General features: G+C 70.1%; 23 protein-coding genes and 2 pseudogenes. 18 read left to right on the top strand and 7 right to left on the bottom strand.

Features of this window, described 5'->3' with window-relative positions; genetic code table 11:
* The first annotated feature begins 6 nt into the window (after positions 1-6).
* The 6 genes from ABD908_RS06355 (at position 7) to ABD908_RS06330 (ending at position 3,353) form a co-directional block, all read left to right on the top strand.
* A complete protein-coding gene (locus tag ABD908_RS06355) occupies positions 7-387 on the top strand; it encodes a hypothetical protein (RefSeq protein WP_344992505.1) in 381 nt (126 codons plus the stop codon).
* A gap of 9 nt (positions 388-396) precedes the next feature.
* Positions 397-1,143: a hypothetical protein gene (locus ABD908_RS06350; protein WP_344992503.1), complete on the top strand. Its 747-nt coding sequence runs from the start codon at positions 397-399 to the stop codon at positions 1,141-1,143.
* Positions 1,144-1,334: 191 nt separating this feature from the next.
* Positions 1,335-2,084 carry a DUF7373 family lipoprotein gene (locus ABD908_RS06345; RefSeq protein ID WP_425584344.1) on the top strand — a complete coding sequence of 250 codons (750 nt, stop codon included), beginning with the start codon at positions 1,335-1,337 and terminating at the stop codon, positions 2,082-2,084.
* A gap of 308 nt (positions 2,085-2,392) precedes the next feature.
* Positions 2,393-2,548 (top strand): hypothetical protein, encoded by a 156-nt coding sequence (locus ABD908_RS06340; RefSeq protein ID WP_344992499.1) that lies wholly within the window; start codon positions 2,393-2,395, stop codon positions 2,546-2,548.
* A 115-nt stretch (positions 2,549-2,663) separates the two neighbouring features.
* On the top strand, positions 2,664-3,050 hold the full coding sequence (locus tag ABD908_RS06335; protein ID WP_344992496.1) for a hypothetical protein: 387 nt from the start codon (positions 2,664-2,666) through the stop codon (positions 3,048-3,050).
* A gap of 54 nt (positions 3,051-3,104) precedes the next feature.
* Entirely contained in the window at positions 3,105-3,353 is a 249-nt protein-coding gene (locus tag ABD908_RS06330) for a hypothetical protein (protein WP_344992493.1), read from the top strand.
* A gap of 46 nt (positions 3,354-3,399) precedes the next feature.
* On the opposite strand, the gene ABD908_RS06325 is transcribed toward ABD908_RS06330, so the two are convergent.
* Positions 3,400-3,861 carry an SRPBCC family protein gene (locus ABD908_RS06325; RefSeq protein WP_344992490.1) on the bottom strand — a complete coding sequence of 154 codons (462 nt, stop codon included), beginning with the start codon at positions 3,859-3,861 and terminating at the stop codon, positions 3,400-3,402.
* A 278-nt stretch (positions 3,862-4,139) separates the two neighbouring features.
* Here ABD908_RS06325 and groL point away from each other — a divergent pair, with 278 nt between their 5' ends.
* Positions 4,140-5,765, top strand: a complete 1,626-nt coding sequence (gene groL, locus ABD908_RS06320) for a chaperonin GroEL (protein ID WP_344992488.1) — start codon at positions 4,140-4,142, stop codon at positions 5,763-5,765.
* Between the two features lie 153 nt (positions 5,766-5,918).
* Here groL and ABD908_RS27595 read toward each other — a convergent pair.
* Both ABD908_RS27595 and ABD908_RS27590 read right to left on the bottom strand, forming a co-directional pair.
* Positions 5,919-6,092, bottom strand: a pseudogene (locus ABD908_RS27595) (hypothetical protein); the annotation flags it as partial.
* Between the two features lie 72 nt (positions 6,093-6,164).
* Positions 6,165-6,966: pseudogene (locus ABD908_RS27590) on the bottom strand (DUF5635 domain-containing protein); the annotation flags it as partial.
* 616 nt (positions 6,967-7,582) lie between these two features.
* On the opposite strand from ABD908_RS27590, the gene ABD908_RS06305 reads away from it, so the two are divergent.
* Positions 7,583-8,368 carry an ATP-binding cassette domain-containing protein gene (locus ABD908_RS06305; protein ID WP_344992482.1) on the top strand — a complete coding sequence of 262 codons (786 nt, stop codon included), beginning with the start codon at positions 7,583-7,585 and terminating at the stop codon, positions 8,366-8,368.
* 3 nt (positions 8,369-8,371) lie between these two features.
* On the opposite strand, the gene ABD908_RS06300 is transcribed toward ABD908_RS06305, so the two are convergent.
* Positions 8,372-9,298, bottom strand: coding sequence for an LLM class F420-dependent oxidoreductase (locus tag ABD908_RS06300; protein WP_344992479.1), 927 nt, complete (start codon positions 9,296-9,298; stop codon positions 8,372-8,374).
* A 174-nt stretch (positions 9,299-9,472) separates the two neighbouring features.
* On the opposite strand from ABD908_RS06300, the gene ABD908_RS06295 reads away from it, so the two are divergent.
* The 3 genes from ABD908_RS06295 to htpG all read left to right on the top strand — a co-directional run bounded on the left by ABD908_RS06295 (position 9,473) and on the right by htpG (position 13,316).
* On the top strand, positions 9,473-10,552 hold the full coding sequence (locus tag ABD908_RS06295) for a chorismate-binding protein (RefSeq protein WP_344992476.1): 1,080 nt from the start codon (positions 9,473-9,475) through the stop codon (positions 10,550-10,552).
* Positions 10,553-10,633: 81 nt separating this feature from the next.
* Positions 10,634-11,155, top strand: a complete 522-nt coding sequence (locus tag ABD908_RS06290; RefSeq protein ID WP_344992473.1) for a mycothiol transferase — start codon at positions 10,634-10,636, stop codon at positions 11,153-11,155.
* Positions 11,156-11,285: 130 nt separating this feature from the next.
* Positions 11,286-13,316, top strand: a complete 2,031-nt coding sequence (gene htpG / locus ABD908_RS06285) for a molecular chaperone HtpG (RefSeq protein WP_344992470.1) — start codon at positions 11,286-11,288, stop codon at positions 13,314-13,316.
* A gap of 87 nt (positions 13,317-13,403) precedes the next feature.
* Here htpG and ABD908_RS06280 read toward each other — a convergent pair whose 3' ends face one another.
* Positions 13,404-14,228, bottom strand: a complete 825-nt coding sequence (locus ABD908_RS06280; RefSeq protein WP_344992467.1) for a helix-turn-helix transcriptional regulator — start codon at positions 14,226-14,228, stop codon at positions 13,404-13,406.
* Between the two features lie 104 nt (positions 14,229-14,332).
* Here ABD908_RS06280 and ABD908_RS06275 point away from each other — a divergent pair, with 104 nt between their 5' ends.
* The 6 genes from ABD908_RS06275 to ABD908_RS06250 all read left to right on the top strand — a co-directional run bounded on the left by ABD908_RS06275 (position 14,333) and on the right by ABD908_RS06250 (position 23,022).
* Entirely contained in the window at positions 14,333-15,106 is a 774-nt protein-coding gene (locus ABD908_RS06275) for an SDR family oxidoreductase (protein ID WP_344992464.1), read from the top strand.
* Between the two features lie 189 nt (positions 15,107-15,295).
* Complete coding sequence (locus ABD908_RS06270; protein WP_344992461.1) at positions 15,296-16,042, top strand: SDR family NAD(P)-dependent oxidoreductase; 747 nt, start codon at positions 15,296-15,298, stop codon at positions 16,040-16,042.
* A gap of 45 nt (positions 16,043-16,087) precedes the next feature.
* Positions 16,088-16,711 (top strand): isochorismatase family protein, encoded by a 624-nt coding sequence (locus ABD908_RS06265; RefSeq protein ID WP_344992458.1) that lies wholly within the window; start codon positions 16,088-16,090, stop codon positions 16,709-16,711.
* Positions 16,712-16,811: 100 nt separating this feature from the next.
* Complete coding sequence (locus ABD908_RS06260) at positions 16,812-17,921, top strand: isochorismate synthase (RefSeq protein ID WP_344992455.1); 1,110 nt, start codon at positions 16,812-16,814, stop codon at positions 17,919-17,921.
* 8 nt (positions 17,922-17,929) lie between these two features.
* On the top strand, positions 17,930-19,540 hold the full coding sequence (locus ABD908_RS06255; RefSeq protein ID WP_344992539.1) for a (2,3-dihydroxybenzoyl)adenylate synthase: 1,611 nt from the start codon (positions 17,930-17,932) through the stop codon (positions 19,538-19,540).
* 2 nt (positions 19,541-19,542) lie between these two features.
* The gene (locus ABD908_RS06250) at positions 19,543-23,022 is read left to right on the top strand and encodes a non-ribosomal peptide synthetase (protein ID WP_344992452.1); all 3,480 of its coding nucleotides are present in this window, start codon (positions 19,543-19,545) and stop codon (positions 23,020-23,022) included.
* 53 nt (positions 23,023-23,075) lie between these two features.
* Here the strand turns inward: ABD908_RS06250 and ABD908_RS06245 are convergent, their stop codons facing one another.
* Both ABD908_RS06245 and ABD908_RS06240 read right to left on the bottom strand, forming a co-directional pair.
* Positions 23,076-24,053: an oxygenase MpaB family protein gene (locus tag ABD908_RS06245; protein WP_344992449.1), complete on the bottom strand. Its 978-nt coding sequence runs from the start codon at positions 24,051-24,053 to the stop codon at positions 23,076-23,078.
* 10 nt (positions 24,054-24,063) lie between these two features.
* The gene (locus ABD908_RS06240) at positions 24,064-24,708 is read right to left on the bottom strand and encodes a TetR/AcrR family transcriptional regulator (RefSeq protein ID WP_344992446.1); all 645 of its coding nucleotides are present in this window, start codon (positions 24,706-24,708) and stop codon (positions 24,064-24,066) included.
* 184 nt (positions 24,709-24,892) lie between these two features.
* On the opposite strand from ABD908_RS06240, the gene ppk2 reads away from it, so the two are divergent.
* Complete coding sequence (ppk2, locus tag ABD908_RS06235; RefSeq protein ID WP_385922884.1) at positions 24,893-25,834, top strand: polyphosphate kinase 2; 942 nt, start codon at positions 24,893-24,895, stop codon at positions 25,832-25,834.
* Positions 25,835-25,839: the final 5 nt, after the last annotated feature.

The raw sequence follows: 25,839 nt of genomic DNA, 5'->3' as shown, positions 1-25,839 counted from the left end.
CCGCAGGTGTCGTGGCGCGCGGTGATCGGCTGCGCCCGGCCGCACGGTCACAGTGCCGGGCTCGCACCCTCTCGGAGCTATCCGCTGGTGTGGCTGGTCGCGGCAGGTGCGCTGGAGGTCGTGACGGCGGCCTACATCGCAGGGTTCGGGCGGACGCCGGACCTGTTGATCGATTCCGGCGGGATCACGAGCGCCGGCCGGCATCGCAGGCCGATACCCTGGAGCGACCTGGAGGCGACGCAGGTCGAGCCGGCCTCGATGACCATCGTCTTCGTCGGCTGCGACGGTGCCCGGACCGCGGTCAAGTCGCACCTGTACCGCGTGACGACGGCAGACCTCATTTCCGCCACGTGCATGTTTCGGCGGCGGAACCGGCACGGGGAATAGGTGATTCGTGTGCTGTCAGAACGCACTCCGTGGCCCAACACCGACGCCGACCCGAAGACGGTCCGCAAGATGCGGACTGCCTGGGCGGTCCTTCTGTTCCTCGGCATCGTGCTCATATGGACGGGCATGTCGGACCACTACACCGCCCACGTCGTGGCGGGTACAGCCATGGTGGCCGGTTTCAGTGTGCCGCTCCCCGCCGTCCTGGCGGACCTGCACCGGCGATTTCCGGCCCGTCGACGGCTGCGGTTCCGGCATCCCGTGCGGGTGATCCGCGTGTATCCGATGTACCGCTTCGCCCGATTGCTCACCGCGCCCTTCGGATTCGGTTCTGGCATCGCTCTGTTCGCCGCCGCGTATTCGGTAGCGCACCCTGCGCCAGGAGACGTCGGATATACGCGGCCCGCGGCGTACTACTACCTGCTGGCGTGTCTCGGGATCGGCATGGGGGTGTATCTGTTGGTGCGGCCCGGACGGGACATCGAGTGGAACCGCATCGAATTCGACGACGAGGGCTTCGCGATCACACGTGATCTGCGGCGGCGGCAGATCGTCCGCTGGGACCAGGTCAGACGGATCGTCCCGCGCACCGACGCGATGTACGAGCGACCACGCCAGCAGGCGCGCATCGAGATCCGTCTGATCGCACCGGCGAAGTCGTTCCAACTCGCCCTGGTGCGTGCCGAATACGATCCCAACGACGTCTACGACTACCTCCAGGGTGCGCTCGCCGCTGCGCGGGCCATGGTGCGGTGACACGCTGGGTGCCCGAGGTGACACGGTGGGGCTGTCGGCCCGAGCCTCGTCGCGGAACGCCGCACATACCATCCTTTCGGTAGGCGACATGGGGCGAACGAGATGACCTGTCGGACACGGGTGACCGCGATGCTCGCGGGGTGGGGCTGCTGGCCGGCTGCGCGACGACCGTGCCGGGCACCCCAGTCGTGATGTCGGGTCCACCATCGCAGCTGGACACCGCAAGCTTTGCGACCGCGCCCCGGACGCTCGCACCCACCAGCGCCGACCTCGGGCGCAGGCTCGAGGCGTACCACATGGCAGACACGCTGCCGCTCATGTCCGATGTCGATCCAGCCATGCGTTTCCGCGGGGAGTTCCTGGTCGGGAACGGTGCGGTGACGGGAGAGACCGTCGCAGGCACCGGCGTCGGCACCGATGCGGTCACCAGCACCCGGACAGCCGCCGTCGCCGTCATGGCAGACAACGAGGACGTCGTCGGCGGTGCAACCCCCAGCATCGATTCCGGGCAGAGTCTTCGAGTAGGCCTGATCCGGATGCCTTCCGCAGTGGCGGCGACGGCCGCGATGCACGACCCGCGAATCGCCCCGCCGGACGGTACCGATGCCTTCGGTGCCACGACCTACTCCCGCCTCGAGGTAGCGGGATCTCCTGCTGCGGTGGCATTTGCGGGCCACTACTTCGTCACAGGAGATCAGGGCACCGCCGCCCTCCGGTTCCTCGCCGACGGCGACTTCGTACTGGTGGCGTACACGGACCACGACGTGGGCCCCGTCGCGAAGTACTTTGCGGCACAGACGAAGACGTTCACGTCGACTCAGGTCGACCGATGGACGTCCCTGCGGGCCGATGTGGACGGCATCCGCCGCCTCACACTCCTGCACTCCGGCCGCACGACGGCCTCGAACAGGGGTGGGAGCCCGGGCGGCTGGTCGCGATGAGCGGTCGGTTCCCACCGCGGACGCGCAGTCCATGATCGATGCGCCGCCGACGGACCTCGAGACCGCCGTCTCCGGCCACGGCTGGGGACGGCGGACACCCTCTTCCGCGACGGGCTCCTGCCGCTGGCCGTGCGGAAGGACTTCGCCGACGCAGGCGTCGACGTCGTCGGCCGGGGAGCGAACACCGTCTATCGCGCCCCGGACGCCCAGGGGACTCGGCTGCTCGGCTCCCGGATGATGGCGGAGTACGCGCGGCTGTACCCAGGTGGGACCGTCTCGGCAGTGGACGGTGTCCCGGGCAGCAGCTGTTGTTCGGCGGCCGTCACGGTGGACTACCGGACCGGCAGATCGACTTCTGCACGGTCCCCGTCGGCAGCTACCTGGCCGAGGACACCGACGAGCAGCTCGGGATCGCCGAGCAGGCGACCGCGGCCGCATACCTCATCCTCCGCAAGGCGCACTGACGACGCATCCCCGGGAGTCTGTCGTCGAGTACACCTGGCGGCGTGCGGTGCCGATCGCGTCACGCGGGCGGATCGCGCCCGTCGTGTTCCTCGCACTCACCGTCGCCGGGAGTGGGTGGCTGATCGCTCACCGGGGGCCGCCCTCGCGCCGACCCTCGTCGCGGTCGGAATCGCGGCATGCGTCGACACGCTTCCGCGGGCGCCGCGGCCGCACGTGTGGATTCGCGTGCACGTGGTGTCGATCGCCCCTCCGCGCTGGGGCGGGGACTCGTCGCGCTTCGCGATCGAGCTGGTGATCGTCGTGACCGGCTTCATGGTCGCATTCCTGATCCGCCACTTCGTCGTCCTGCTCGTGATCACCGCGGTGCTGTTCGCGCTCGCGTACGCGGTCGACCGCCGCGTGGCGCGCATCGGTCGGGAGCCGGTCCTCGTGTCGGGTGCCGCAGTCGTCAACGGCAACAGGACGATCGTTCTCGACCAGCACGCGGAGGTCCGGCTCTGACCCGTGTCGCGGATACGGCCCCGAGTGGTTGTCGAGCGGCGCGACGTCACAATCGTGATCGTCGTCGGTGAGTACGGACTGGAGGCCAACACCGTGGCGTCCGTCCTGGAGGCGGCTCGCGACCGCTCGGTTCGGGGGCTCCCGCCCTACACGCCGAGCGAACTCGCGGCGATGCTGGAACCTCCTGATCCCGGGTTCTACCGTGGGATGTGCCTCGGCGCCGCCAAGGTCCGCATGGTGTTCCTCCACGGAAAGTCCGGCGGGGTGGGGGACGACGTAGGCCGGAACTGGCCGACCGGGTAGGGCCGGGACCCGACCGGGTAGGGCCGGAGAAGGCGGTCGCCGTCGCCTACTTGCCCTCCACCTCGGTCTTGATCGCAGACAGGGTCTGCTTCATGCCCACGATCAGGCCGCGCTCGAACGAGTCGTTGCCGCCGAGGAGCGCGGCGATCAGTCCGGCGGACACCGCGGTCGTCTTGCCGCCGGGCGCCTCGCGCCGCTCGACGACGGTGGTGCGGTCACCGTCGGGCACCAACGTGTAGCTCCACGTCGTGCGGTTCTCCGCGACCTGGAAGGCGACCTTCCGGTTCGGTTCGAAGGCGGTCACCCGGGAGTTGGTGGGCCACACCTTCCAGCCCTGACGGTTGACGTTGAGCATCCGCGAGCCCACCCGCAGCGGGCCACCGAACACGATCACCTTCTTGCATTGCGGGCTGCGCTCGCCCATCCGCGCGAGGTCGGACACGACGGGCCACACCTTCTCGGCGGGCGCGTCGATCACGATGGTGGACTCCAACACTTCGGTAGCCATGGCTGCAGATCCTATCGGTGTGGTGTTCCGGCGGGCCAGCGCACGTGGGTGGTCTGTTCGGCTCTGGGCGATCGGACCTTGCACTCGGCAGGGTCGAGTGCTAAAACGGACCTAGCACTCGACGGAAGTGAGTGCTAGGTCGGGAAGGTGAGACCGGGCCCTCCGCGTACTCGCGGAGGTGACACGCCGGGTCGTCCGTCGCGGGCACCGGATCGACCTACACAGACGTGTCCAAAGAACGGGCCTCACCAGGCTCTCACTGGAGGAATCACTTCGCAATGGCCAAGATCATCGCGTTCGACGAAGAGGCCCGCCGCGGCCTCGAGCGGGGTCTCAACGCCCTCGCCGACACAGTCAAGGTGACGCTGGGACCCAAGGGTCGCAACGTCGTCCTGGAGAAGAAGTGGGGCGCCCCCACGATCACCAACGATGGTGTGTCCATCGCCAAGGAGATCGAGCTGGACGACCCGTACGAGAAGATCGGTGCCGAGCTGGTCAAGGAGGTCGCCAAGAAGACGGACGACGTCGCCGGCGACGGCACCACCACCGCCACCGTCCTCGCCCAGGCGCTCGTGCGTGAGGGCCTGCGCAACGTCGCGGCCGGCGCCAACCCGCTGGGCCTCAAGCGCGGTATCGAGAAGGCCGTCGAGGCCGTCACCGAGTACCTGCTCAAGGAGGCCACCGAGATCGAGACCAAGGAGCAGATCGCTGCTACTGCGGGCATCTCGGCGGGCGATCCTGCCATCGGCGAGCTCATCGCCGAGGCCATGGACAAGGTCGGCAAGGAAGGCGTCATCACCGTCGAGGAGAGCAACACCTTCGGGCTCCAGCTGGAGCTCACCGAGGGCATGCGCTTCGACAAGGGCTTCATCTCGGGTTACTTCGCCACCGACGCCGAGCGTCAGGAGGCGGTCCTCGAGGACGCCTACATCCTGCTCGTGTCGAGCAAGATCTCCACGGTCAAGGACCTGCTGCCGCTGCTGGAGAAAGTCATCCAGTCCGGCAAGCCGCTGGCCATCATCGCCGAGGACGTCGAGGGCGAGGCCCTGTCGACCCTGGTCGTGAACAAGATCCGCGGCACGTTCAAGTCGGTCGCCATCAAGGCCCCCGGCTTCGGCGACCGCCGCAAGGCGATGCTGCAGGACATGGCCATCCTCACCGGTGGCCAGGTCATCTCCGAGGAGGTCGGCCTCTCGCTGGAGACCGCCGGTCTCGAGCTGCTGGGCCAGGCCCGCAAGGTGGTCGTCACCAAGGACGAGACGACCATCGTCGAGGGTGCCGGCTCGAGCGAGCAGATCGCCGGCCGCGTCTCGCAGATCCGCGCCGAGATCGAGAACAGCGACTCGGACTACGACCGGGAGAAGCTGCAGGAGCGCCTCGCGAAGCTGGCCGGCGGCGTGGCCGTCATCAAGGCCGGCGCTGCGACCGAGGTCGAGCTCAAGGAGCGCAAGCACCGCATCGAGGACGCCGTGCGCAACGCCAAGGCCGCCGTCGAGGAGGGCATCGTCGCCGGTGGTGGCGTCGCTCTCGCGCAGTCGGGTGCCGTGTTCGACAGCCTCCACCTGGAGGGTGACGAGGCCACCGGCGCGAACATCGTGCGCGTCGCGCTGGACGCCCCCGTCAAGCAGATCGCGTTCAACGCCGGCCTCGAGCCCGGCGTGGTCGCCGAGAAGGTCCGCAACAGCCCCGCCGGCACCGGCCTCAACGCCGCTACCGGCGTGTACGAGGACCTGCTGGCCGCCGGCATCAACGACCCGGTCAAGGTCACCCGCTCGGCGCTGCAGAACGCGGCGTCTATCGCGGCCCTGTTCCTGACCACCGAGGCCGTCGTCGCCGACAAGCCCGAGAAGGCCGCCGCTCCCGCCGGCGACCCGACCGGTGGCATGGGTGGCATGGACTTCTAAGTCCGTACCTCTCCGGGGCAGACGCCCCGATCCACGCACTCCGGCCCGTCCCCACTGGGGGCGGGCCGGATTCGTGTCTGTAGGCGTGACCTGGGGATTGTCAGATTACGGGATAGCTAAAGTGACAAGATTCGCGTCAGTGAGCGGATCTTGTCACTTTCTCCGCACGAAACGGGAGGTGCGCCCCGCGCCAGCGCTGAGCAGCCAGTCCTGATCGCGGAGGAAGCGTTGCGCCGTGCCGCGCGAGACATCGGTGATCTCCATCAGGTCACCGGAGGTGACGGCGTCGTGGCTGGACAGCCATCGCTCCGCGACTGTTCGCAGCGTCTCGGGTGCCGTCGAGGCGTGGGCCATCACAGGATCGAGGGAACTCCCGCTGCCTGCGGCCAGGGCTCGCCGCCGAGCGCCTTCGCCGAAGACCCACACGTCCTTGTACTCGACGATCAGCGGAACGTCATCATCGGCGACGGCTGTCTGTACCGCACTCCGGAGTGCGTCCCGAGCGTCTTCCGGGTGAGCTTGGAGTGTGGCCGCGAGTCGGTCGACGGTGACGAAGGGTTCGCGGAGTAGCAGGAACACGATGCTGGCGATCCGGAAGTCGTCTTGGCGGGCGACCGGCCGGATCGCCCGCACAAGCTCGACGACCGGATGAACCGGTTCTCCGCCGACCAGGACACACTCGACGTGCGAGCCCGGTGTCTGGAAGATTCTCGGTGGGCGGTGCCCGACGACGATCATCGCCTGGTACATACGGTCGACGCCGAGCCCTTGCTTCTCGACCATTCCGAGCGCCCGAAACAGGTCGGCTAGAGCGATGCTCCCACCACTCGGCGCGGTCGATCGGCACGCACGAGTCGCCGACACGCCACCGCAGTCGGCGCCCAGTGTCGGTGACGGGCTCGGGGGACTCGGCCACGAACAGGACGAGTATCCGCTGTCCGCCGACCCGATGTTCGCGGATGTCGGGAGCGACGTCGACCGCTCGGTGTATGCGCTGCCGCAACCAGTCGACGTCGAGTTCGGTGCCGATCAGGGCGCCGCTACCGTCCTCGACTCCGAGGATCACGGCGCCGCCTCCGGGAGTGTTGGCAAAGCAGGCCACTTCGTCGGCGAGCTTCGTCGCCGCGTCGGGATTCTGTCGGGTGCCGGGTTCGATGACCTTGCCGACGCGTCTGCCGGCTTCCTCCTTGAAGTCGATCATCTGGTACTCGCGGGTGAGACGGAGCGAGCCGTCTACCTCCGACGCGAGGATCTCGGCGACGGACTCCTCCAGCTCGCGGCGATGGGGGACAACGCTGACAGCGCGATGTGGCACAACGACCTGGGGATTGTCAGATTACGGGATGGCTAAAGTGACAAGATTCGCGTCAGTGAGCGGATCTCGTCACTTTCGCGTCGGTCACCCCACTCACACGTCGGCGAGGTCGCGTTCCTTCGATATAGATCCCCACGCCTTGAAGGCGGAGGGCGGCTCTTCGCCCACTGCCGGGCTTGTTCGTATTCGGGTATCCACCAGCCGAACTCGCGCAGGCCGCGGGTCGGTGCCGCAGTGATCAGGATCACTCTGCGGAGCTTAGGTAAGGCTTGCATCAACTGATACGTTGATAAAAGTGGTTCGGATTGCGAAAGACGGTCGGACCGCTGTGCCCGTCCGCCCGTGCGGGCGCGCCCGCACGGGATCGAATGAAATCCACACACCGAGATCCGGTTCGATGACTCTGTCGTGCCCGTCGTGATCGGGCAGGCGAATGGGTTACGGGCACCGTCACCGTCCGCGCGGGTACGCCTGTGCTTGCGCCAGTCTTGGAGGAGCGATCGTGACCCCGTCCCTGTTCGAACCCGCCGACATGCCGCCCGCCGGCGGGCGCGTGCCCGTCCCGCTGATCGCCCAGCGGTTGCACGTCGGCGACGGGGCGACCGACGTGCTGCACAACGTCACGTTCACCGTGCAGCAGGAGGAGCGGGTGGTGGTCGTAGGGCCCTCCCGAGCAGGCAAATCCACGTTGGCCGCCGTGGTTTCGGGGCACGCCACGCCGCGGTCCGGGCGTTTGCGCGTCGCCGGGGTCGGTGTGGCCGACGTCCCCCGTGGGCGGCTGCCCGCGCTGGTCACCGCGCACCTGCCCCGCGGCCCGCTTCGTGACTCGCTCGGGGCGGACGTCCCCGACGCCGCCGACGACGACCTTCGGCACGCGCTCGACACCGTCGGCGCAGGTGGGTGGCTCGCCCAGTTGCCGGACGGCCTCGACACCGTCGTCGGCACGGGGCGAGGGCTGTCGACGGTGCGCGCCGCGCAGGTCGCCCTCGCTCGGGTGCTGCTTCTGGAACCGCCCCTCGTGGTTCTCGACATCGCCGCCGACGCAATCGATCTCGAGTTCCTCGAGCCCACGGTCGATATCGCACTGGAGGGTCGTCCGGCGCTGGTGATGACCCGCCGCATGGAGCAGGTGGCCCGGGCCGATCGCGTGCTCCTGATGGACCACGGCCGCATCGTGGAGCGCGGGACGCGGGAGCAGCTGTTGGCGGCGGGCGGCCACTTCGCTCACCTGTGGCGGGCGTGGTCCGCACGCCTTCGCGGACGGCCGGCGGGGGCGCCGCGGCCTTGACCGCTACAGCTGCGACATCACGTTCGCGGCTATCCACTCGATGTGCGCGAGATCGGACTGGTCGAGGAACTGCAGGTACACCCGCGACGCCCCGGCCTCGCCGTAGGTGCCCAGCTTGTCGACGATCTCCGCTGCAGAACCGGTGAGGCCGTTGGTCTTCAGCTCGTCGACCTCGCGGCCGATGGTGGCGGCGCGCCGGGCGACGGTGGCGTCGTCCGGCCCGCCGCACACCACCAGCGCCGCGGACCGGACGACGCCCGACGGGTCGCGTCCCGCCGTGGCACACGCGGCGTCGATCCGTTCGTTGGCCGCCCGCACCTCCTCGAGGGAGGCGAACGGCACGTTGAACTCGTCGGCGAACTCGGCCGCCAGCGCCGCACCGCGTCGCTTGGCAGCGCCGCCCAGCACGATCGGCGGCCGTGGGCTCTGCGCCGGTTTGGGCAGCGCCGGCGAGTCGGTCACGGTGAAGTGCTCGCCCGCGAACGAGAACGTCTCACCCACCGGTGTCTCCCACAGCCCCACCACGATCCGCAGTGTCTCCTCGAACTTCGAGAACCGGGTCCGCACGTCGGGGAAGGGGATCGCGTAGGCGGCGTGCTCCTTCTCGAACCAGCCCGCACCGAGGCCCAGATCCACACGGCCACCGGACATCTGATCGACCTGGGCGACCGAGATCGCGAGCGGTCCGGGGAACCGGAACGTCGCCGATGTCACCAGCGTGCCGAGCCGGATCGTCGACGTCTCCCGGGCGATGCCGCCCAGTGTGACCCACGAGTCCGTGGGCCCGGGCTGCCCGTCGCCGCTCATCGCGACGTAGTGGTCGGAGCGGAAGAACGCGCCGTAGCCGGCCGCCTCGGCGGTCTGTGCGACGGCGAGCTGATCGGCGTAGGTGGCACCCTGCTGTGGTTCGACGAAGACGCGAAGTTCCATGTGCTCAGCATGCCGCACCGGCGCGGCGCAGGCCGCGGGACCCGGGGACGGGGTGGGATGGAATCATGAGCACGGCAAAAATTAGGTAAGGCTTGCATAAGATGATAAGTTCGCCGAATCGAGGATTCGAGGAGGCGGAGTGGAATCTACCTGCGCCGGGTATGAGGGGCCCGCATGACGGCCGGTGGGCCGCACTTCCTGTTGGCGGGGTCCGGTGCGGAGCTCACCGCGCGAGGCGCGGTGGCGGCCTTCACGGAGCCGGCCGCGGCCGCCGCGGCACTGCGGCGCGGTCGTCATCGGATCGTGGTGGGCGCCATGCCCTTCGACCTCGGCGAGCCGGCCGCACTGGTGGTGCCGGAATCCGTTGAGGCGCTGACGGTTCCCTGCGGTGCCGCGACGGGGCGGTGCGGACTGCCGGCGCTGGAGTTCGCCGCCGAATGTCCCGTGATCGACGACTACCTCGCGCGTGTACGGGAGGTGATCCGTCGGATCGAGACGGGTGAGCTGGAGCGCGCGGTGCTCGCCCGCGTCATCGAGTTCGCGGCCGCCGAGCCCGTCGATGCGATCGGTCTCGCCCGTCACCTGGCCCGGCGTGACATCGGCGGCAACGCCTTTCACGTCGATCTCGGGCCCGCGGGGCCCGCGCACACCGACCGCGTGCTGGTCGGATCGAGCCACGAGGTCCTCGTGCACCGACGCGGCGACACCGTGGTCTGCCACCCGTGGACCTGTGTCGACGCCCATCCCGACGGACTGCTCGACCCGCCGGACGAACTGGACCGGCACGCCGCGGTGGTCGACGCCGTCGCCACCGTACTGGGCCCGCTGTGCACGGAACTTGAGGTGCCGCAGGGATCCTCGGTCGCGTGCGCGGGCGACGGCCGGCGCCTGAGCACGGTGGTGACGGGACGGATCCGCGACGCGGAGACGTCGGCGCTGGACCTCGCGCTCGCCCTGCATCCCACGCCCGCGGTGTGCGGCTCACCGAAGGCGGCGGCCACCCGCGCCATCGCGGAGGTGGAGGGGCAGCGCGGGTTCTTCGCGGGCCTCGTCGGCTGGACCGACATGTACGGCGACGGTCACTGGCGGGTGGCGTCCCGGTGTGCGGAGCTGGGTGCGGATCGGAAGTCGTTGCGCGCGTGGGCGGGCTGCGGTGTCGTGGCGGGGTCGAACCCCGCGCTCGAGCTGGCCGAGACCGCCGACAAGCTGCGAACGGTGCTGGGTCCGTTCCGAATCCTGGCGACGACGGGCTAGGACGGGCTGGGGCGACGGCGGGCCGGTGAACGGGCCCGCGGCCAGGGGCGGCGGACGGCTGTGGGGCGTAGCGTGGTGTGCGTGACCGACGACACCACGGCGTCCCGCGGGTTGCTGCGCGACGCGTTCACCCGCCTGATCGAGCACGCCGACGCGGTGACCGACGGGCTCGTCCCCGCCGTCGCCGACTTCCGCCCCGCCGGCGCCGACAACTCCATCGCCTGGTTGATCTGGCACAGCGCCCGCGTGCAGGACGCACAGGTGGCCGATGTCGCAGGCGTCGAGCAGGCATGGACGGCGCAGGGCTGGGTGGACCGGTTCGAGCTCGACCTTCCCCGCGACTCCACCGGCTATGCCCACACACCGGAGCAGGCGGCGCGGGTGCACGCGCCGGCCGAGTTGCTGGCGGACTACTACCGCGCGGTTCACGAGCTGACGGTGGCGTACCTCGACGGGGTCACCCCGGCGGAGCTCGAACGCATCGTGGACCGCCGCTGGGACCCGCCGGTCACCGTCGCCGTGCGGCTCGTCAGCGTGATCGACGACTGCGCGCAGCATCTCGGGACGGCCGCGTACCTGCGTGGAGTCGCCGACCGGGCCTGACCCCGCCACACCGCCGCCGACTCTCGGACACACACCGGGTGGGCGGCGGGCCGCCGCGCGCGGCCTGGAACAATCGACACCGGCGTTCGTGAGAGCGCACGCGAGAGATCGATACGCGAAAGGACCCATCGTGGCTGCCGAGACCCTCCAGTTCCAGGCCGAGACCCACCAGCTGCTCGAGCTGATGATCCACTCCGTCTACTCGGAGAAGGACATCTTCCTGCGTGAGCTGATCTCCAACGCGTCCGACGCGCTGGACAAGCTCCGCCTGGCCGCGTACCAGGACAAGGACCTCGGTGTCGACACGTCCGACCTGCACATCGAGCTGGTGCCGGACGCCGAGGCGCACACCCTGACCGTCAAGGACAACGGCATCGGCATGAGCCGGGCCGACGTCGTCGACCTGATCGGCACGCTCGCCAAGTCGGGAACCGGCGAGCTGCGGCGCAAGCTCGCGGAGGCGCAGGAGGCGAGGGACGCCGGTGCCTCGGCCGAGCTGATCGGCCAGTTCGGCATCGGCTTCTACTCCAGCTTCATGGTGGCCGACAAGGTCACGCTGGTGACGCGCCGCGCCGGCGAGGACGGCGCGACGCGCTGGGAGTCGGCGGGCGAATCCACCTACACCGTCACGGATCTCAGCGCCGATGAGGCGCGCGAGGGCGTAGATGAGGGCACGGTACCCACGCAGGGCACGTGGATCACGCTGCACTTGAAGGCCGAGGACGCCGACGACAGCCTGCACGACTACACCTCCGAGCAGGTTCTGCGGGCGATCGTTCGACGCTACAGCGACTTCATCGCGTTCCCGATCCGCCTCGGCGACGACATCCTCAACTCGATGCGCGCGCTGTGGACCCGCCCGCGCAGCGAGGTGACCGATGAGGAGTACACCGAGTTCTACCGGCACGTCAGCCACGCCTTCGATGAGCCGCTCGAGATCATCTCGCTCAAGGCGGAGGGCACCTTCGAGTACCAGGCGCTGCTGTTCATCCCCACCACGCCTCCGTTCGACATGTTCTACCGCGGCTACAAGACCGGCCTGCAGCTGTACGTCAAGCGCGTCTTCATCATGGACGACTGCGAGGCGCTGATCCCGCCGTACCTGCGCTTCATCAAGGGCGTCGTGGACGCACAGGACCTGTCGCTCAACGTCTCCCGCGAGATCCTGCAGCAGGACCGGCAGCTGACGCTGATCCGCAAGCGTCTGGTGAAGAAGGTCCTCTCCACTGTGACGGCGCTGCGCGAGAACGACCGGGCGAAGTTCGACACCTTCTGGACCGCCTTCGGTTCGGTGTTCAAGGAGGGGCTGCTCGACGACCTCGAGAACCGCGAGGCGGTGCTCGAGGCGTGCGTGTTCGAGACCACGGCGCTGCCTGCCGACGGCGACGGTCCCACCCGGACATCGCTGGCCGAGTACGTCTCCCGGATGCCCGAGGGGCAGGACAAGATCTACTACGCCACCGGTGAGTCGCGCCGGCAGATCGAGGCATCGCCGCACCTGGAGGCGTTCCGGGCCAAGGGATTCGAGGTGCTGATCCTCACCGACCAGGTCGACGAACTGTGGGTCACCGGCGTGGGTGCGTTCGACGGGAAGGACCTCGCGTCCATCGCGATGGGCGAGGCCGACCTCGGCGACGACGCGGCTGCCGCCGGTAAGGCCGACGAGTTCGCTCCGCTCACCACGTGGCTGTCGGAGGTGTTGGCGGACAAGGTCAAGGAGGTCCGGCTCACCTCGCGCCTGACCACCTCGCCCGCGTGCCTGGTGGGCGACTCCTTCGACATGCCGCCCGCGCTCGAGCGCATGTACCGCGCCAGCGGGCAGGAACTGCCGCACACCAAGCGGATCCTCGAGCTCAACCCGGAGCACGCACTGGTGGCCGCGCTGCTGGCCCGGGTGGCGGCCGACGGTGCCGCGGCCCCGTCGGCGCCGACCGCCGAGGAGGAGTCAGGCGCGGCCACCGAGAACGCGAGCGCGGCCGACGGCGAGAACGCGAGCGCGGCCGACGGTGAGAACGCGCCCGCCGACGCCTCCACCGATACTGCTCTGGTCGACGCCGCCGAACTCCTCTACGGCTCGGCGGTTCTCGCCGAGGGCGGCGAGCTGGACGAGCCCGCGGCGTTCGCGGCGCGGCTCAACCGCCAGCTCGTGCGCGGCCTGTAGCCGGGTTCATACCGAACCGCGGTCGGAGAGCCGCGTTCCGCGCGCGATGCGCCGAACGGCGGCTCTCCGACTGAGATTCTCCGGTGTTCAGGCCCGCCGGCGGTCGGCGCGGTCGACCAACCGAGCCACGGCGGCCTCGCTCGCGGTGCCCGGCACCGCCTGATAGGCCACGACCAGCTGCCCGGGTGCCGCGGCCACCTCCAGCGTCGCCCACTCCAGCTCGAGCACGCCGAGCTCGGGGTGGGCGATGGTCTTGGTGCCGTTCGCCTTACCCACCACCTCGCCCTCGCCCCACAGCCGGGCGAAATCGGGGCTGGCGACGGACAGTTCGCCCACCAGCGCCACCAACCGTGGATGCGACGGGTGGCCGCCGGACAGCGACCGCAGATTGCCCACGGTCTCGCGTGCCACCCGGTTGTAGTCGAGGTACACCTCGTGGGCGCGCGGGTCCAGGAACAGCGAGCGGGCCATGTTGTCGCCGACCTCGAGCCCGATCCCGCGGTGCAGCTCCGCGCCGGACGCGTTGGTGCCGATCAGGTCGAGCAGTGCGTTGGTGACGATCGTGGGATTCGGCCACGAGTTGAGCAGGCGCCGCAGCACGTCGGACAGCTCGTCGACCACGTCGCCGCCGCGGCCGTCCGGCAGCTCGGCGAGCTGGGCGAGATGCGCGACACCGTCGTCGTCCAGCTGTAGCACCCCCGCCAGCGCCGCGACGACGGCGGGCGACGGCCGGCGGTCCCGGCCCCGCTCGAGCCGTACCAGGTACTCCACGCTGATGCCCGCCTGCGCGGCGACCTCCTCGCGACGTAGCCCGGGCGTGCGGCGCGTGCCCATGGTGCGTAGGCCCAAGGACGCGGGGTCGACGCGCTCGCGCCGCGCCCGCAGGAACTCGCCGAGCACGTTGTCGCTCACGGATCCGACCCTACCGAGTACGGGCCGCGACAGCCTGGTAGTGCGACTACCCGGGAGCCGCGCGGCCTGTATGGCGGGGCGGCGGCCGGGCACCGTCGTCAGGCATGACAGAGACCACGAATCCCATCGGTATCCCACTCGACCTCACTGGGCGGACCGCCCTGATCACCGGTGCCGGCAGCGGCATCGGGGCGGCCACCGCCGTCGCACTGGCCGGCGCCGGGGCCCGCGTGGCACTGCTCGGCCGCCGGGCCGATCGCCTCACGCAGGTCGCGCGGGGCATCGACGGTGCCGCCTACGCCGCAGCGGATGTCACAGACCGCGCGGCCCTCCGCGAAGCCGTCCGTGAGTTGCGTTCCACCGTAGGACCGTTCGACCTGGTATGTGCCAACGCCGGCGCGATGCTCGCGGCGCCGTTCGACACCGCCGACGAGCACGAATGGGAACGCATGGTCGCCACCAACGTGACCGGGCTGCTGACCACGGCACGCGCGACCATCGACGACCTGCTGTCCGCGGCCGCCGACGGCCGCCCGGCCGACCTGGTGCTCACCAGCTCGATCGGGGCGCACATGGTGCTGCCCGGGTATGCCGTGTACACCGCCACCAAGGCAGCGGTGACCCATCTGACCACCAACCTGCGGGCCGAGTACGGGCCGCGCGGCGTGCGGGTGCGGGCGATCGAACCGGGCATGACCGAGTCCGATCTCGGTCAGGATATGGCCGACCCGAGCGCGCGCGAGTTCCTGCAGGAGTTCATCGTCGACAATCCGCCCATCCCCGCCGCCGCGATCGCCGAATCGATCCGATGGAGTGCGGCACTTCCCGCCCAGGTCAACGTCGCGTCGATGATCGTCATGCCGACGGTGCAGGGATAGTGCGGCGCGGGCCGTTATAAGGCAAGCCTGCCTTAACTGATATCCTGCGTGCATGGCGAAGAGTCCTCTCGACGGCGGAGTCGCACGATTCCGTGGGGTAGCGAACGACGAAGGACGACAACGCATCCGGCCGGTCCTCGCTCGGCGTGATCCGTCCGAGGCCCCGCTGCCTGCCGCTGCGGTCGTGCGATGACGACGGTGGTCACCGGCGCCGCGTCGGGTATCGGCCGGGCGACGGCGCTGCGGCTCGCCGCGGGCGGGCCGGTCACGCTGGTCGATCGTGATGCGTCGGGACTGGCGGAGACCGCGTGCGCGGTGGTCGCTGCGGGTGGCGCGGCGACCACGTTCGTCGTGGACCTGGCCGACGCCGACGCGGTGGCGTCGGCGGTTGAGGAGATCGAGACCGTCGCACCGGTCACCGCGTTAGCGCACTGCGCGGGCGTCCTGGTGACCGGGCCGGTCCTGGACGCCACCGCCGACGACTGGCGTGCGGTGTTGGACGTGAACCTGATGGGAGTGATCCACACCGTCACCGCCGTCGCCCGGCGGATGGCGGAGCGCGGATCCGGTGCCGTCGTCGTGGTCGGCTCCAACGCCGGTGTCGCCCCCAGGGTTGGACTGGGTGTGTACGGCGCCGCGAAAGCGGCCGCGCACATGGCCGTTCGCGCTCTCGCTCTCGAACTGGGCGGCCGCGGCGTGCGCGTCAACGTGGTGGCGCCCGGGTCCACGGACACGCCCATGCAGGCCGCCTTCGGGGGCGCCGGTGCCGCGGCCGCCGCGGTGGCCGGGGATCTCGCGCGGCACCGGCTGGGGATCCCGCTGGGGCGGATCGCCGATCCCGACGACATCGCCTGCGCCGTCGAGTATCTGCTGTCACCCGGCGCCCGCCATATCACCGCGCAGGTGGTCACCGTCGACGGCGGGGCCACGACGTGACCGGTCGAGTCCCGCAGAGCCAGTGTCAACCCTGAGTGAGGAGCCATGAGCCTACCCGACGCCGTCGCCTACGAGCTGCCGCAGCTGGACGTCCCCGAGCGGGTGTCCTGGACAGTCGAGCCGCGCCGCGCGGTGCTGCTGGTCCACGACATGCAGCGCCACTTCATCCGGGCTTTCGCGCCGGGCGACGATCCGCTGCGCACGGTGGTGCCCAATATCGCCGCCCTGATCGAGGCGGCCCGAAGGGCGTCCGTGCCGGTCGTCTACACCGCACAGCCGGGGGACCAGGATCCGGCGGAGCGTGCTCTGCTGACGGACTTCTGGGGCCCGGGCCTGGTTGCCGCCGACGCGGACATCATCGACGCGCTGGCGCCGGAGCCCGGCGACACCCTCCTCACCAAGTGGCGCTACAGCGCGTTCGCCCGCACGGACCTGGCCGAGCGGATGACGGCCTGGGGGCGAGACCAGTTGATCATCACCGGCGTCTACGCCCACATCGGCGTGATGACCACGGCCCTCGATTCCTTCATGCAAGACGTGCAGGCCCACGTGGTGCGCGACGCCGTCGCCGACTTCACCGCCGACGACCACGTCCGGGCCCTGCAATATGTTGCCAGCCGATGCGGGAGGGTCTGCACCACCGACGAGATGCGGGCCGCGCTGGCTTGACCCTGGAGAGCCGATGGCGCCCTGTTCAGCGGGTCGTCGAGGCCGGGTGACTAATATTACGATATTAGGTGAGCCTGTCATAAGTTGGTAGCATCGCAGGGTGTTCTCCGATGGTTTCACGAACCGAGCAGCGTCCGGCGACGTGTCCGCACCGCGGTTCCTGCTCGCCTCCGGTGGCGACGTGCTGGAGGCGCGCGGCGCGCTGGTGAGCTACCGCGACACCGCCGCTGCGCTGGCCGCACTGCATCGGTCCGAGCAGCGAATCATTGTGGGGGCCATACCGTTCGACCTCGATGATCGGGTCGCTCTGGTGGCGCCCGAGGAGACGGCGCATCGGCGCGTCGGCCGTCTGGACGCGGGGGGAGCGCTGCCACCGCTGGTGGTGACGGCGCAGCGACCGGCGCCCGACGAGCACCTCACGCGGGTGGCCGAGGTGATCCGACGCATCGAACGTGGCCGCCTGGACAAGGCGGTGCTGGCGCGGGCCGTGGAGTTCGCGGCCGCGGCGCCGGTCGACCCGGTGCGCCTCGCGCGCGAGCTGGCCCGGCGCGACCCGGCGGGCAATGCGTTCCTGGCCGATCTGTCGGCCGCCGGCGGCGAATACGTCGGCCGATTCCTGGTGGGCTCGAGCCCGGAGGTGCTCGTGGAGCGGCGCGGCGCCGTCGTCACCTGCCACCCGCTCGCGGGCACCGCGACCCGCCCGGACGGCCTCCTGGACTCCGACAAGGACCGGGCCGAGCACGCCTACGTGGTCGACGCGATCGCGGAGGTGCTGGCACCGCTGTGCGACACGCTGGACGTCCCGCCGCGGCCGTCGCTCACCCGCGCCGGCGACCTGTGGCACCTCGGCACGGTGATCACCGGCCGGCTCCGCGACCCGGGCACGACCGCCCTGGACCTCGCGCTGGCCCTGCACCCCACACCCGCCGTGTGCGGGATCCCGCGCGTCGCCGCCGCCCGCGCCATCGCCGAGGTCGAGGGGCCCCGGGGCTTCTACGCGGGCGCTGTGGGCTGGACCGACGCCACCGGCGACGGGCAGTGGCGGGTGTCCATCCGGTGCGCCGAGATCGCACCCGACGGCCGGTCGTTGCGGGCGTGGGCCGGTGGAGGCATCGTGGCGGCCTCCGACCCCGCGACCGAGCTGGCGGAGACCGCGAACAAGCTTCGGACGGTTCTCGGACCGTTCGACATCGAGCAGTGGGTGGCGTAGTGCAGGCGATGGTGTTGGACGGCGTCGTCCCCTACCCGGACGAGTTCGCCGAGCGGTATCGCGAGAAGGGCTATTGGACGGGGCAGACGCATTCCGACCTGCTCTTCGCTTCCGCCGCCGATCACGCCGACGAGGTCGCGGTGATCGCGGGTGACAGACGGATCACCTACGCGCGGCTCGCGGCCGACGTGTCCCTGCTCGCAGGCGGATTCGACGCCCTGGGAATCCGGCGGGGCGATCGAGTCGTGGTCCACCTGCCGAACGTTCCCGAGTTCGTCGAGGTCGTGTTCGCCCTGTTCGACATCGGTGCGATCCCGGTGCTCGCGCTGGCGTCCCACCGGCGCTCCGAGATCGAGTACTTCATCGAGCACACCGGGGCACGGGCCTACGTCACGATCGATCGGCACGACGGGTTCGACGGCGCCGCGACGGCGGCGGAGCTGCGGGAGACGCAGCCCACCCTCGAGCACACGGTGATCGTCTCCAGCCATGGTGGCGGCACCGACCTGGCGCGGCTGATGGCGGGCCCGGCGCTGCCGCGGGCGCGGCGCTCCCTGCCGGAGGACGTGGCATTCCTGCAGCTCTCGGGTGGGACCACCGGCCGGCCGAAGCTCATTCCCCGCACCCACGACGACTATCTGTACTCCGTGCGCGAGAGCGACGCACTGTGCGGGGTCACCGATCGAACGGTGCAATTGGTCGGGTTGCCGATCTCGCACAACTTCACCATGAGCTCCCCCGGGATACTCGGTGTCCTCGCCGCCGGCGGGACGCTGGTCCTGGCCGCGAACGGGACCCCGGACGTGGCGTTCCCGCTCATCGAGGAGCACCGGGTCACGCAGGCCGCGTTGGTGCCGTCGCTGGCGCTGGCGTGGTTGAACTCCGCACTGCGATCGCGGTACGACCTGGGCAGCCTCGAGACGATCCTGGTGGGCGGCGCCAAATTCAGCGCGGCCGCGGCGCGGCGGGTGGGCCCGGAACTGGGATGCGGGCTGCAGCAGGTGTTCGGCATGGCGGAGGGGCTGGTCAACTACACCCGTCGCGGCGACGACGAGGACACGATCGTCGCGACGCAGGGCAGGCCGATCTCGCCGGACGACGAGGTGCGCGTCGTGGACGACGACGACCGTGACCTGCCCGACGGCGAGGAGGGGCATCTGCTGGTCCGCGGCCCCTACACCATTCGCGGGTACTACCGCGCCCCCGACCACAACGCGAGGAGTTTCACCGCCGACGGGTTCTACCGCACGGGCGACGTGGTGCGGCGCGATGCGCGCGGATATCTCACCGTGGTGGGGCGTTCCAAGGACCAGATCAATCGCGGGGGCGAGAAGATCTCGCCCGAGGAGATCGAGAACCTGATCCTGGGGCACGACGCGATTCACGACGTGTCGGTGGTGGGCGTCCCCGACGAGTCACTCGGGGAACGCACCAAGGCGTACGTGATCCGGCGCGACGAATCCGACGGGCAGCCATCGGTTCTCGGCCTGCGGCGGTTCCTGCGCGACCGTGGCCTGGCGCCGTACAAGATCCCGGACCTGATCGAGTTCGTGACCGAGTTCCCACTGACCGGTGTGGGCAAGACCAGCAAGCGCGACCAGCGCGTGAAAGGACGATGAAGATGTCTCGACCCGTGATCGATCGGGCCGTCATCCGCCGAACGGTCGCCGCCGCCCTGGGCGCGTCCGAGGACGAGTTGGACGACGACGAGAACCTCATCGCCCTCGGCTTCGACTCGATGACACTGGTCCGGATCGCTGCCGAATGGCGTTCCGACGGTGTGGACGTCGGGTTCGCCGACCTCGCCAAGGCCCCGACCATCTCCGACTGGGTCGCGCTGATCGAGCGCAGCGGGGTGGTCGACGGTGACGCCGCTCAGCCGGACGACGCCGCCGACGATCCCACCTTCCCGCTCGCGACCATGCAGCACGCCTACTGGCTCGGCCGGGCCGAGGGGCAGGCGCTCGGTGGGGTCGCCGCCCACCTGTACGCCGAGTTCGACGGCGCCGTCGCGGACGTCGAACGGCTTCGCCACGCGGCGGAGGCGCTGATCGCGCGGCACCCGGCCCTGCGCACGCGGGTCCTGGACGCGGGGGTGCAGGAGGTGACGGACCGGTCGGACCGCCCGGCGTTGTGGGTCGCCGACCTGCGTGCGAAGGATCCGGAGGAGGTCGCGGCCGAACTCGAACGACGGCGCGACGCGTGCTCGCACCAGCTGCTCGACATCGGGACCGGCCAGGTCATCGACATCGGCCTCACCCTGCTGCCCGGGGGGCGCAGCCGGCTGCACGTCGACGTCGACATGGTGGCCAGCGACGCGATGAGCTACCGCATCATCCTGTCCGACCTGGCGCTGCTCTACCGGGGCGCCGCCCGGGTAGACGAGCGGCTCGAGTACGACTACCGGACGTATCTGCGGCAGCACGACGCGTCCACAGAGAACGCGCGGGACCGCGAGAAGCGTTGGTGGGCCGAGCGCATCGTCGACTACCCGGCGCCACCGCAGCTGCCGCAGGCCGCCGAATCGTCTGCCGCGGATCTGCGCCGGTCGATCCGTCGCGACCACATGCTGGCGCCCGCCGCGCGAGCGGTCCTGTACGGGCGGGCGCGCCGGTACGGTGTCACCCCGGCGATGGTGCTCGCGACCGTGTTCGCGGACGTCCTCGGCCGGTGGTCCGGGTCGCAGCGATTCCTGCTGAATCTGCCGTTGTTCGATCGTGAGCCCCTGCATCCGCACATCGGCAGCGTGGTGGGCGACTTCAGCAACTCGATCCTGCTGGACGTCCGGGTCGATCCCGCGGCGAGCTTCATCGACCGGGTCACCGCGATGCAGGACAACCTGCACGAGCACGCGGCCCACGCCGTCTATCGCGGCCTGGACGTGCTTCGTGATCTGGGACGCATCAACGGGGCGCCGGTGGTCGCGCCCGTCGTCTACACCAGCGGTCTCAACCTGGGAGACCTGTTCGCCCCGGCGGTGACCGAGGAGTTCGGCGAGCCCTGCTGGATCATCTCGCAGGGCCCGCAGGTGGCCCTGGACGCCCAGGTGGTGGAGCTGTCCGGCGGGATCCTGCTGAATTGGGACGTGCGACGGGATGTGTTCCCGCCCGGCGTGATCGACGTCATGTTCGCGGCGTATCGGGACCTGATCGACCGGCTCGTCGCCGACGACGCCGACTGGGCGTCGAGCATGGAGATCCCGTTGCCCGCCGCGCAGCGGGAGGTCCGGGCGCGAGTCAACGACACCGGCATGGAGCTGCCGGCGCGCACCCTGCACGGCGAGTTCTTCCGCCGCGCCGGGGAACAGGGCGGCGAACCCGCCGTGCTGTGGGGCGAGTCGGGTGCCTACACGTACGCAGAGCTCGCAGACGCGGCGCTGCGCGTGGCCTCGGCGCTCCGCGCTGCGGGCGTCCGCCGTGGGGACACCGTGGCCATCCGCATCCGCAAGGGCCACCTGCAGGTCCCCGCGGCGCTCGGTGTGCTCGCCGCGGGCGCGGCGTACCTGCCGATCGGCGAGGACCAGCCGCCCGCGCGCCGCACCGTGATGCTGGAACGTGGCCGCGCCGCGGCGATCATCGTCGACCGCGACGTCACCGACCTGCCGCAGGGCCTCGTCGCCGTGTCGCTCGACGACGCGCTGGCGCACCCCGCGACGCTCGACGAGCCGGTGCTGGTGGACCCCTCGGACATCGCATACGTGCTGTTCACGTCCGGCTCCACCGGCGAGCCCAAGGGCGTCGAGCTGCCCCACAAGTCGGCCGCCAACACCCTGTACGGGGTGATCTCCGTCTTCGGTCTCACGGGCGCCGACCGGACCCTCGGACTGTCCGTCCTGGAGTTCGACCTCTCGGTGATCGACATCTTCGCCGCGTTGTCGCTGGGCGGTGCGTTCATCGCCGTCGAGGGCGACGCCGCCAAGGACGCCGTGGCCTGGGCGGACCTCGCCGATAGGCACCGGGCCTCCGCGATCACCTGTGCCCCCGGCATCCTGCGGATGCTGCTCGACGTCGCGACGGCGGAGCAGCTCCGGCATCTGCACGCCGTGATGCTCGGCGGGGACTGGGTGACCGTCGACCTGGCGGAGCGGCTGTTCGAGCTGTCTCCCGAGGCCCGTTTCGCGGGCCTGGGCGGGACCACCGAGACCGCGGTGCACTGCACCGTGTGCGAGGTCGGCCACGAGATCCCCGAGGACTGGCGGACCGTGCCCTACGGGACGCCCCTACCGAACTTCGTGTGCCGGGTGGTCGACGAGTCGGGTCGGGACTGCCCCGACTGGGTGGTGGGTGAGCTGTGGATCGGCGGCCCCTCCGTGGGCGCGGGGTACCGTGGCGACCCCGAGCGCACCGCGAGCCGATTCGTGCAGCACGCGGGCCGGCGGTGGTACCGCACCGGGGACCTGGCGCGATACCTTCCGGATGGTGGCCTCGACTTCCTCGGCCGCGCGGACCACCAGGTCAAGGTCCGCGGTTACCGCGTCGAGCTCGGCGAGATCGAGGCCGCGCTGCGCGGCGTCGACGGGGTGTCGCAGGCGCTGGCGGTCACCGTCGACGGGGCCGCCCGGCGGCTCCTCGCGGTCGTGACACCGGCGGGCGACCGTCGGTTGGACGGTGTCGCCCTGCGTGATGAGCTGTCGGATCTGCTGCCGCCGTACATGATTCCCGAGCGGATCGACGTCCTGGAGCGGATCCCGTTGACCCGCAACGGCAAACTCGATCGACGGGCCGTCGTGGCCGCACTACCGACTGCGGGCGACGTCGGAACCGCGGTCGCGCCGTCCTCGGCACTGGAGGCAGCGCTCCTGCACATCGTCTCCGGTGTGCTGCTGCCGAACGGACTCGACTCGGTGGACACCGACTTCTTCGCCGCCGGAGGGGATTCGATACTCGCCACCTCCGTGGTCGCACAGGTCCGGTCGCTGCTGCAGGTCACCACCGTCACCGCCGCGGACTTCTTCACCACCCGGACGGTTGCGGGCCTGGCTGCCCTGCTGGGCGATCGGGCGGTCGAACCGCAGCAGCTGCAGGCGGCCGCCGAGATCTACCTCGACGTCATCGGGCTCGACGAGGCGCAGGCGCTGGAGGCGGTGAGCGAGTCGCAGTGATGTAGGCCGGCTCCCGCGCGGGGAGGGGAGGAAGCGCGGTGGTCGGTGAGACGCTATTCGACGAGGCGGGCGGCGTGGCCGACGGTGTCTGCGGCCACCGTTGCGGCGCGGTGGAGACGCGCCGCAGCAGGAGTCGTGATCTCCTGCGCCGCAGGCACTCCCGTCATGCGGTGCTGCTGCAGGATGGTGGCCGTGGTGGGCGCGAGCAGAGGTAGCAGTAGGTCCGCGAGCGACGGGACGGTGAGGCCCGCGATGACCGCGCGCGTCGCCGGCCGCACCGCGGCGGACACGACGTCGGGTTGGTCGAAGCCGCCGAGGCGGCGCATCCAGCGCGGCAGGGTCGCGATCGTGGCCGGCGCCGCCAGGTGGCTCGCGCCCCAGAACACCGGCCCCGCCGCGCCCAGCGGCGTGTGCAGCACGTAGTGCATAGCACGCTGGGCACGCTCGGAGCAGCACAGCTGCGGCCGCACCGTGTCGTAGTAGGCGTGCAACTCGGCGCGGCTGCGGGGCACGTCCTCGGCGTCGCACGTCTGCAGCTCGGCGGCGACGGCACAGTCGGCCCAGTACCGCGCCTCGTCGGCGGGGGATAGGCGCCCGGGACCGTACATCTCGTAACACTTGAGCACCGAGTGCCAGCCCGTCACGTGGATCCACAGCTGCGACACCGGGTGGTCGGCGCGGTACCGCCGACCGGTGATCGGTTCGATGCCCGTGGCCCTCGCGTGCACGCCGAGCAGCGCCCCGGACATCGCGAGCGCCGTTCGCGAGTCCCCCACCGCCACCGTCAGGAAGTAGCCGAGCGTGCGGTCGAGGCGACCCCGGGGGTCGGTGTACATCCCGGCCTGATCGGCGACGGCGGCCGCGAGGTAGGGATCGAACTGCTCGAGCACCACCGACCGTTGGAAGCCGAGCAGTGCCGTCGGATGTGTCCACACCCGCCAGGTCACGGAGTCGGGGCCGAAGAAGCCGTAGTCGGCCGAGCGCAGCACGGGGACATCGCCGGGAGGATTCGGGCACTCGGATGTGTTCACTGGTCCTCCATCAGGCGCTCGCGAACGCGTGGTACATGGCATTGCCGAAGAACCGGCTCAACTCGTCGACGCGGTCGTGTCGACCGGCACCGTCGGGCTCGGGCGAGGCGAGCAGCAGGCGTACCGCCGCCTCGCAGGACGAGACGAACAGCTCGATCAGCATCGGCTGCTTGCGCTCGGCGGCGGCGATGTGCCAGCGCGACGTGAGCGTGGGGCCGATCCACGCCGACGCCTCACCCGCGACGTGGGCCCGCGCGGCAGCCACGCGCGCGGCGACCTCGGGGTCGTAGCCGGTCGAGAACACCAGCCGCCACGCGTCCGGTCGCTGTGCCACCGCGGTGAGCAGCGCCTGATAGCCGGCGACGAACGCGGCGACCATGTCGTCGGCGCGGGCCGAGTGCAGCGCGTCGAGTGCCATGGACGTCAACATCTCGGTCTCGCGGTCGAGCAGGGCCGTGATCAGCTCGATGCGGTCGCGGAAGCACGCGTACACCACCGGCCGCGTGACGTGCATCCGGTCGGCGACGGTGCCGACGGTGACCGCGCCGAGACCGTCGGAGGCGGCGATCTCCAGGGCCGCGTCCAGAACCTGTGGGCGCCGGCGCTCCGGACCCAGGTGCTCGGCGCGCGGCCGGCGGCCGGCCGTCGTGGTCACTGGCGCACCGTGCTCTCGTCAGGGCCCGTTGATCGGGCCGGTGGGCGATAATGCACAGGATACCGCCGAATCGGAAGAATGCTGCATAACTGTAGGAAGCGTCGTGTCGTCGCGGCCACGGTGGGGGGCTGCTGTTCATCCTGCGTTCACGTGGCGGACCGGCGGCACTCATAGCATTTCGCGCGTGATAGATCTTGACTTGCCCGTCGGAATCGACCTCAGTGAGATCAGCGGCCGAGAGGCGTTGCAGAAGATCGTCGACCTGCGAGCCACCGACGGTTTCACGGTGAACGACGATGACGACGACGATCCCGTACTACTGACGCCGGAGCGCCACGTCGTCGACACCTGGCGGGAGAGCTACCCCTACAGCGAGCGGATGCGCCGCTCGGACTACGAGCGCGAGAAGCGTCTGCTGCAGATCGAACTGCTCAAGCTGCAGAAGTGGGTCAAGGAGACCGGGCAGCGGATCATCATCGTCTTCGAGGGCCGCGACGCCGCCGGCAAGGGCGGCACCATCAAGCGGTTCATGGAGCACATGAACCCCCGCGGCGCGCGGATCGTGGCGCTGGTCAAGCCCAACGAGCGCGAGGCCGGCGAGTGGTATTTCCAACGCTACATCGACAACTTCCCCACCAAGGGCGAGATCGTCCTGTTCGACCGGTCCTGGTACAACCGCGGCGGGGTCGAGCGGGTGATGGGATTCTGCACCGACGAGCAGCACGACCGGTGGATGCACCAGGTGCCGCTGTTCGAGAAGATGCTCGTCGAGGACGGCATCTCACTGACCAAGTTCTGGTTCTCGGTGACACAGCTCGAGCAGCGCACCCGCTTCGCCATCCGGCAGATCGACCCCGTCCGGCAGTGGAAGCTCTCGCCGATGGACCTCGCGTCGCTCGATAAGTGGGACCAGTACACGGCGGCGAAGGAGGAGGTCTTCACCGGGACCGACACCGATTACGCGCCGTGGACAGTGGTCAAGAGCAACGACAAGAAGCGCGCCCGTGTCAACGCCATGCGCTACATCCTGAGCCGGTTCGACTACGACAACAAGGACGAGGAGATCGTCGCGGGCGGCCCCGACCCGCTGATCGTCGGACGCGGCAAGGACCTGATCGGCGATTGACGCCC

The sequence above is a fragment of the Tsukamurella soli genome (genome assembly GCF_039541155.1).
GTDB lineage: Bacteria > Actinomycetota > Actinomycetes > Mycobacteriales > Mycobacteriaceae > Tsukamurella > Tsukamurella soli.
The sequence above is the reverse complement of the archived record's forward strand: the minus strand, read 5'-3'. Positions and strand labels throughout refer to the sequence as shown.

What these genes read in the sequence shown, in the direction of transcription:
- ABD908_RS06345 (WP_425584344.1), top strand. Translation starts at nt 1,335, where the DNA reads ATGTCGGGTCCACCATCGCAGCTGGACACCGCAAGCTTTGCGACCGCG.
- ABD908_RS06325 (WP_344992490.1), bottom strand. Translation starts at nt 3,861, where the DNA reads ATGGCTACCGAAGTGTTGGAGTCCACCATCGTGATCGACGCGCCCGCC.
- groL (WP_344992488.1), top strand. Translation starts at nt 4,140, where the DNA reads ATGGCCAAGATCATCGCGTTCGACGAAGAGGCCCGCCGCGGCCTCGAG.
- ABD908_RS06300 (WP_344992479.1), bottom strand. Translation starts at nt 9,298, where the DNA reads ATGGAACTTCGCGTCTTCGTCGAACCACAGCAGGGTGCCACCTACGCC.
- ABD908_RS06295 (WP_344992476.1), top strand. Translation starts at nt 9,473, where the DNA reads ATGACGGCCGGTGGGCCGCACTTCCTGTTGGCGGGGTCCGGTGCGGAG.
- ABD908_RS06275 (WP_344992464.1), top strand. Translation starts at nt 14,333, where the DNA reads ATGACAGAGACCACGAATCCCATCGGTATCCCACTCGACCTCACTGGG.
- ABD908_RS06270 (WP_344992461.1), top strand. Translation starts at nt 15,296, where the DNA reads ATGACGACGGTGGTCACCGGCGCCGCGTCGGGTATCGGCCGGGCGACG.
- ABD908_RS06265 (WP_344992458.1), top strand. Translation starts at nt 16,088, where the DNA reads ATGAGCCTACCCGACGCCGTCGCCTACGAGCTGCCGCAGCTGGACGTC.
- ABD908_RS06255 (WP_344992539.1), top strand. Translation starts at nt 17,930, where the DNA reads ATGGTGTTGGACGGCGTCGTCCCCTACCCGGACGAGTTCGCCGAGCGG.
- ABD908_RS06250 (WP_344992452.1), top strand. Translation starts at nt 19,543, where the DNA reads ATGTCTCGACCCGTGATCGATCGGGCCGTCATCCGCCGAACGGTCGCC.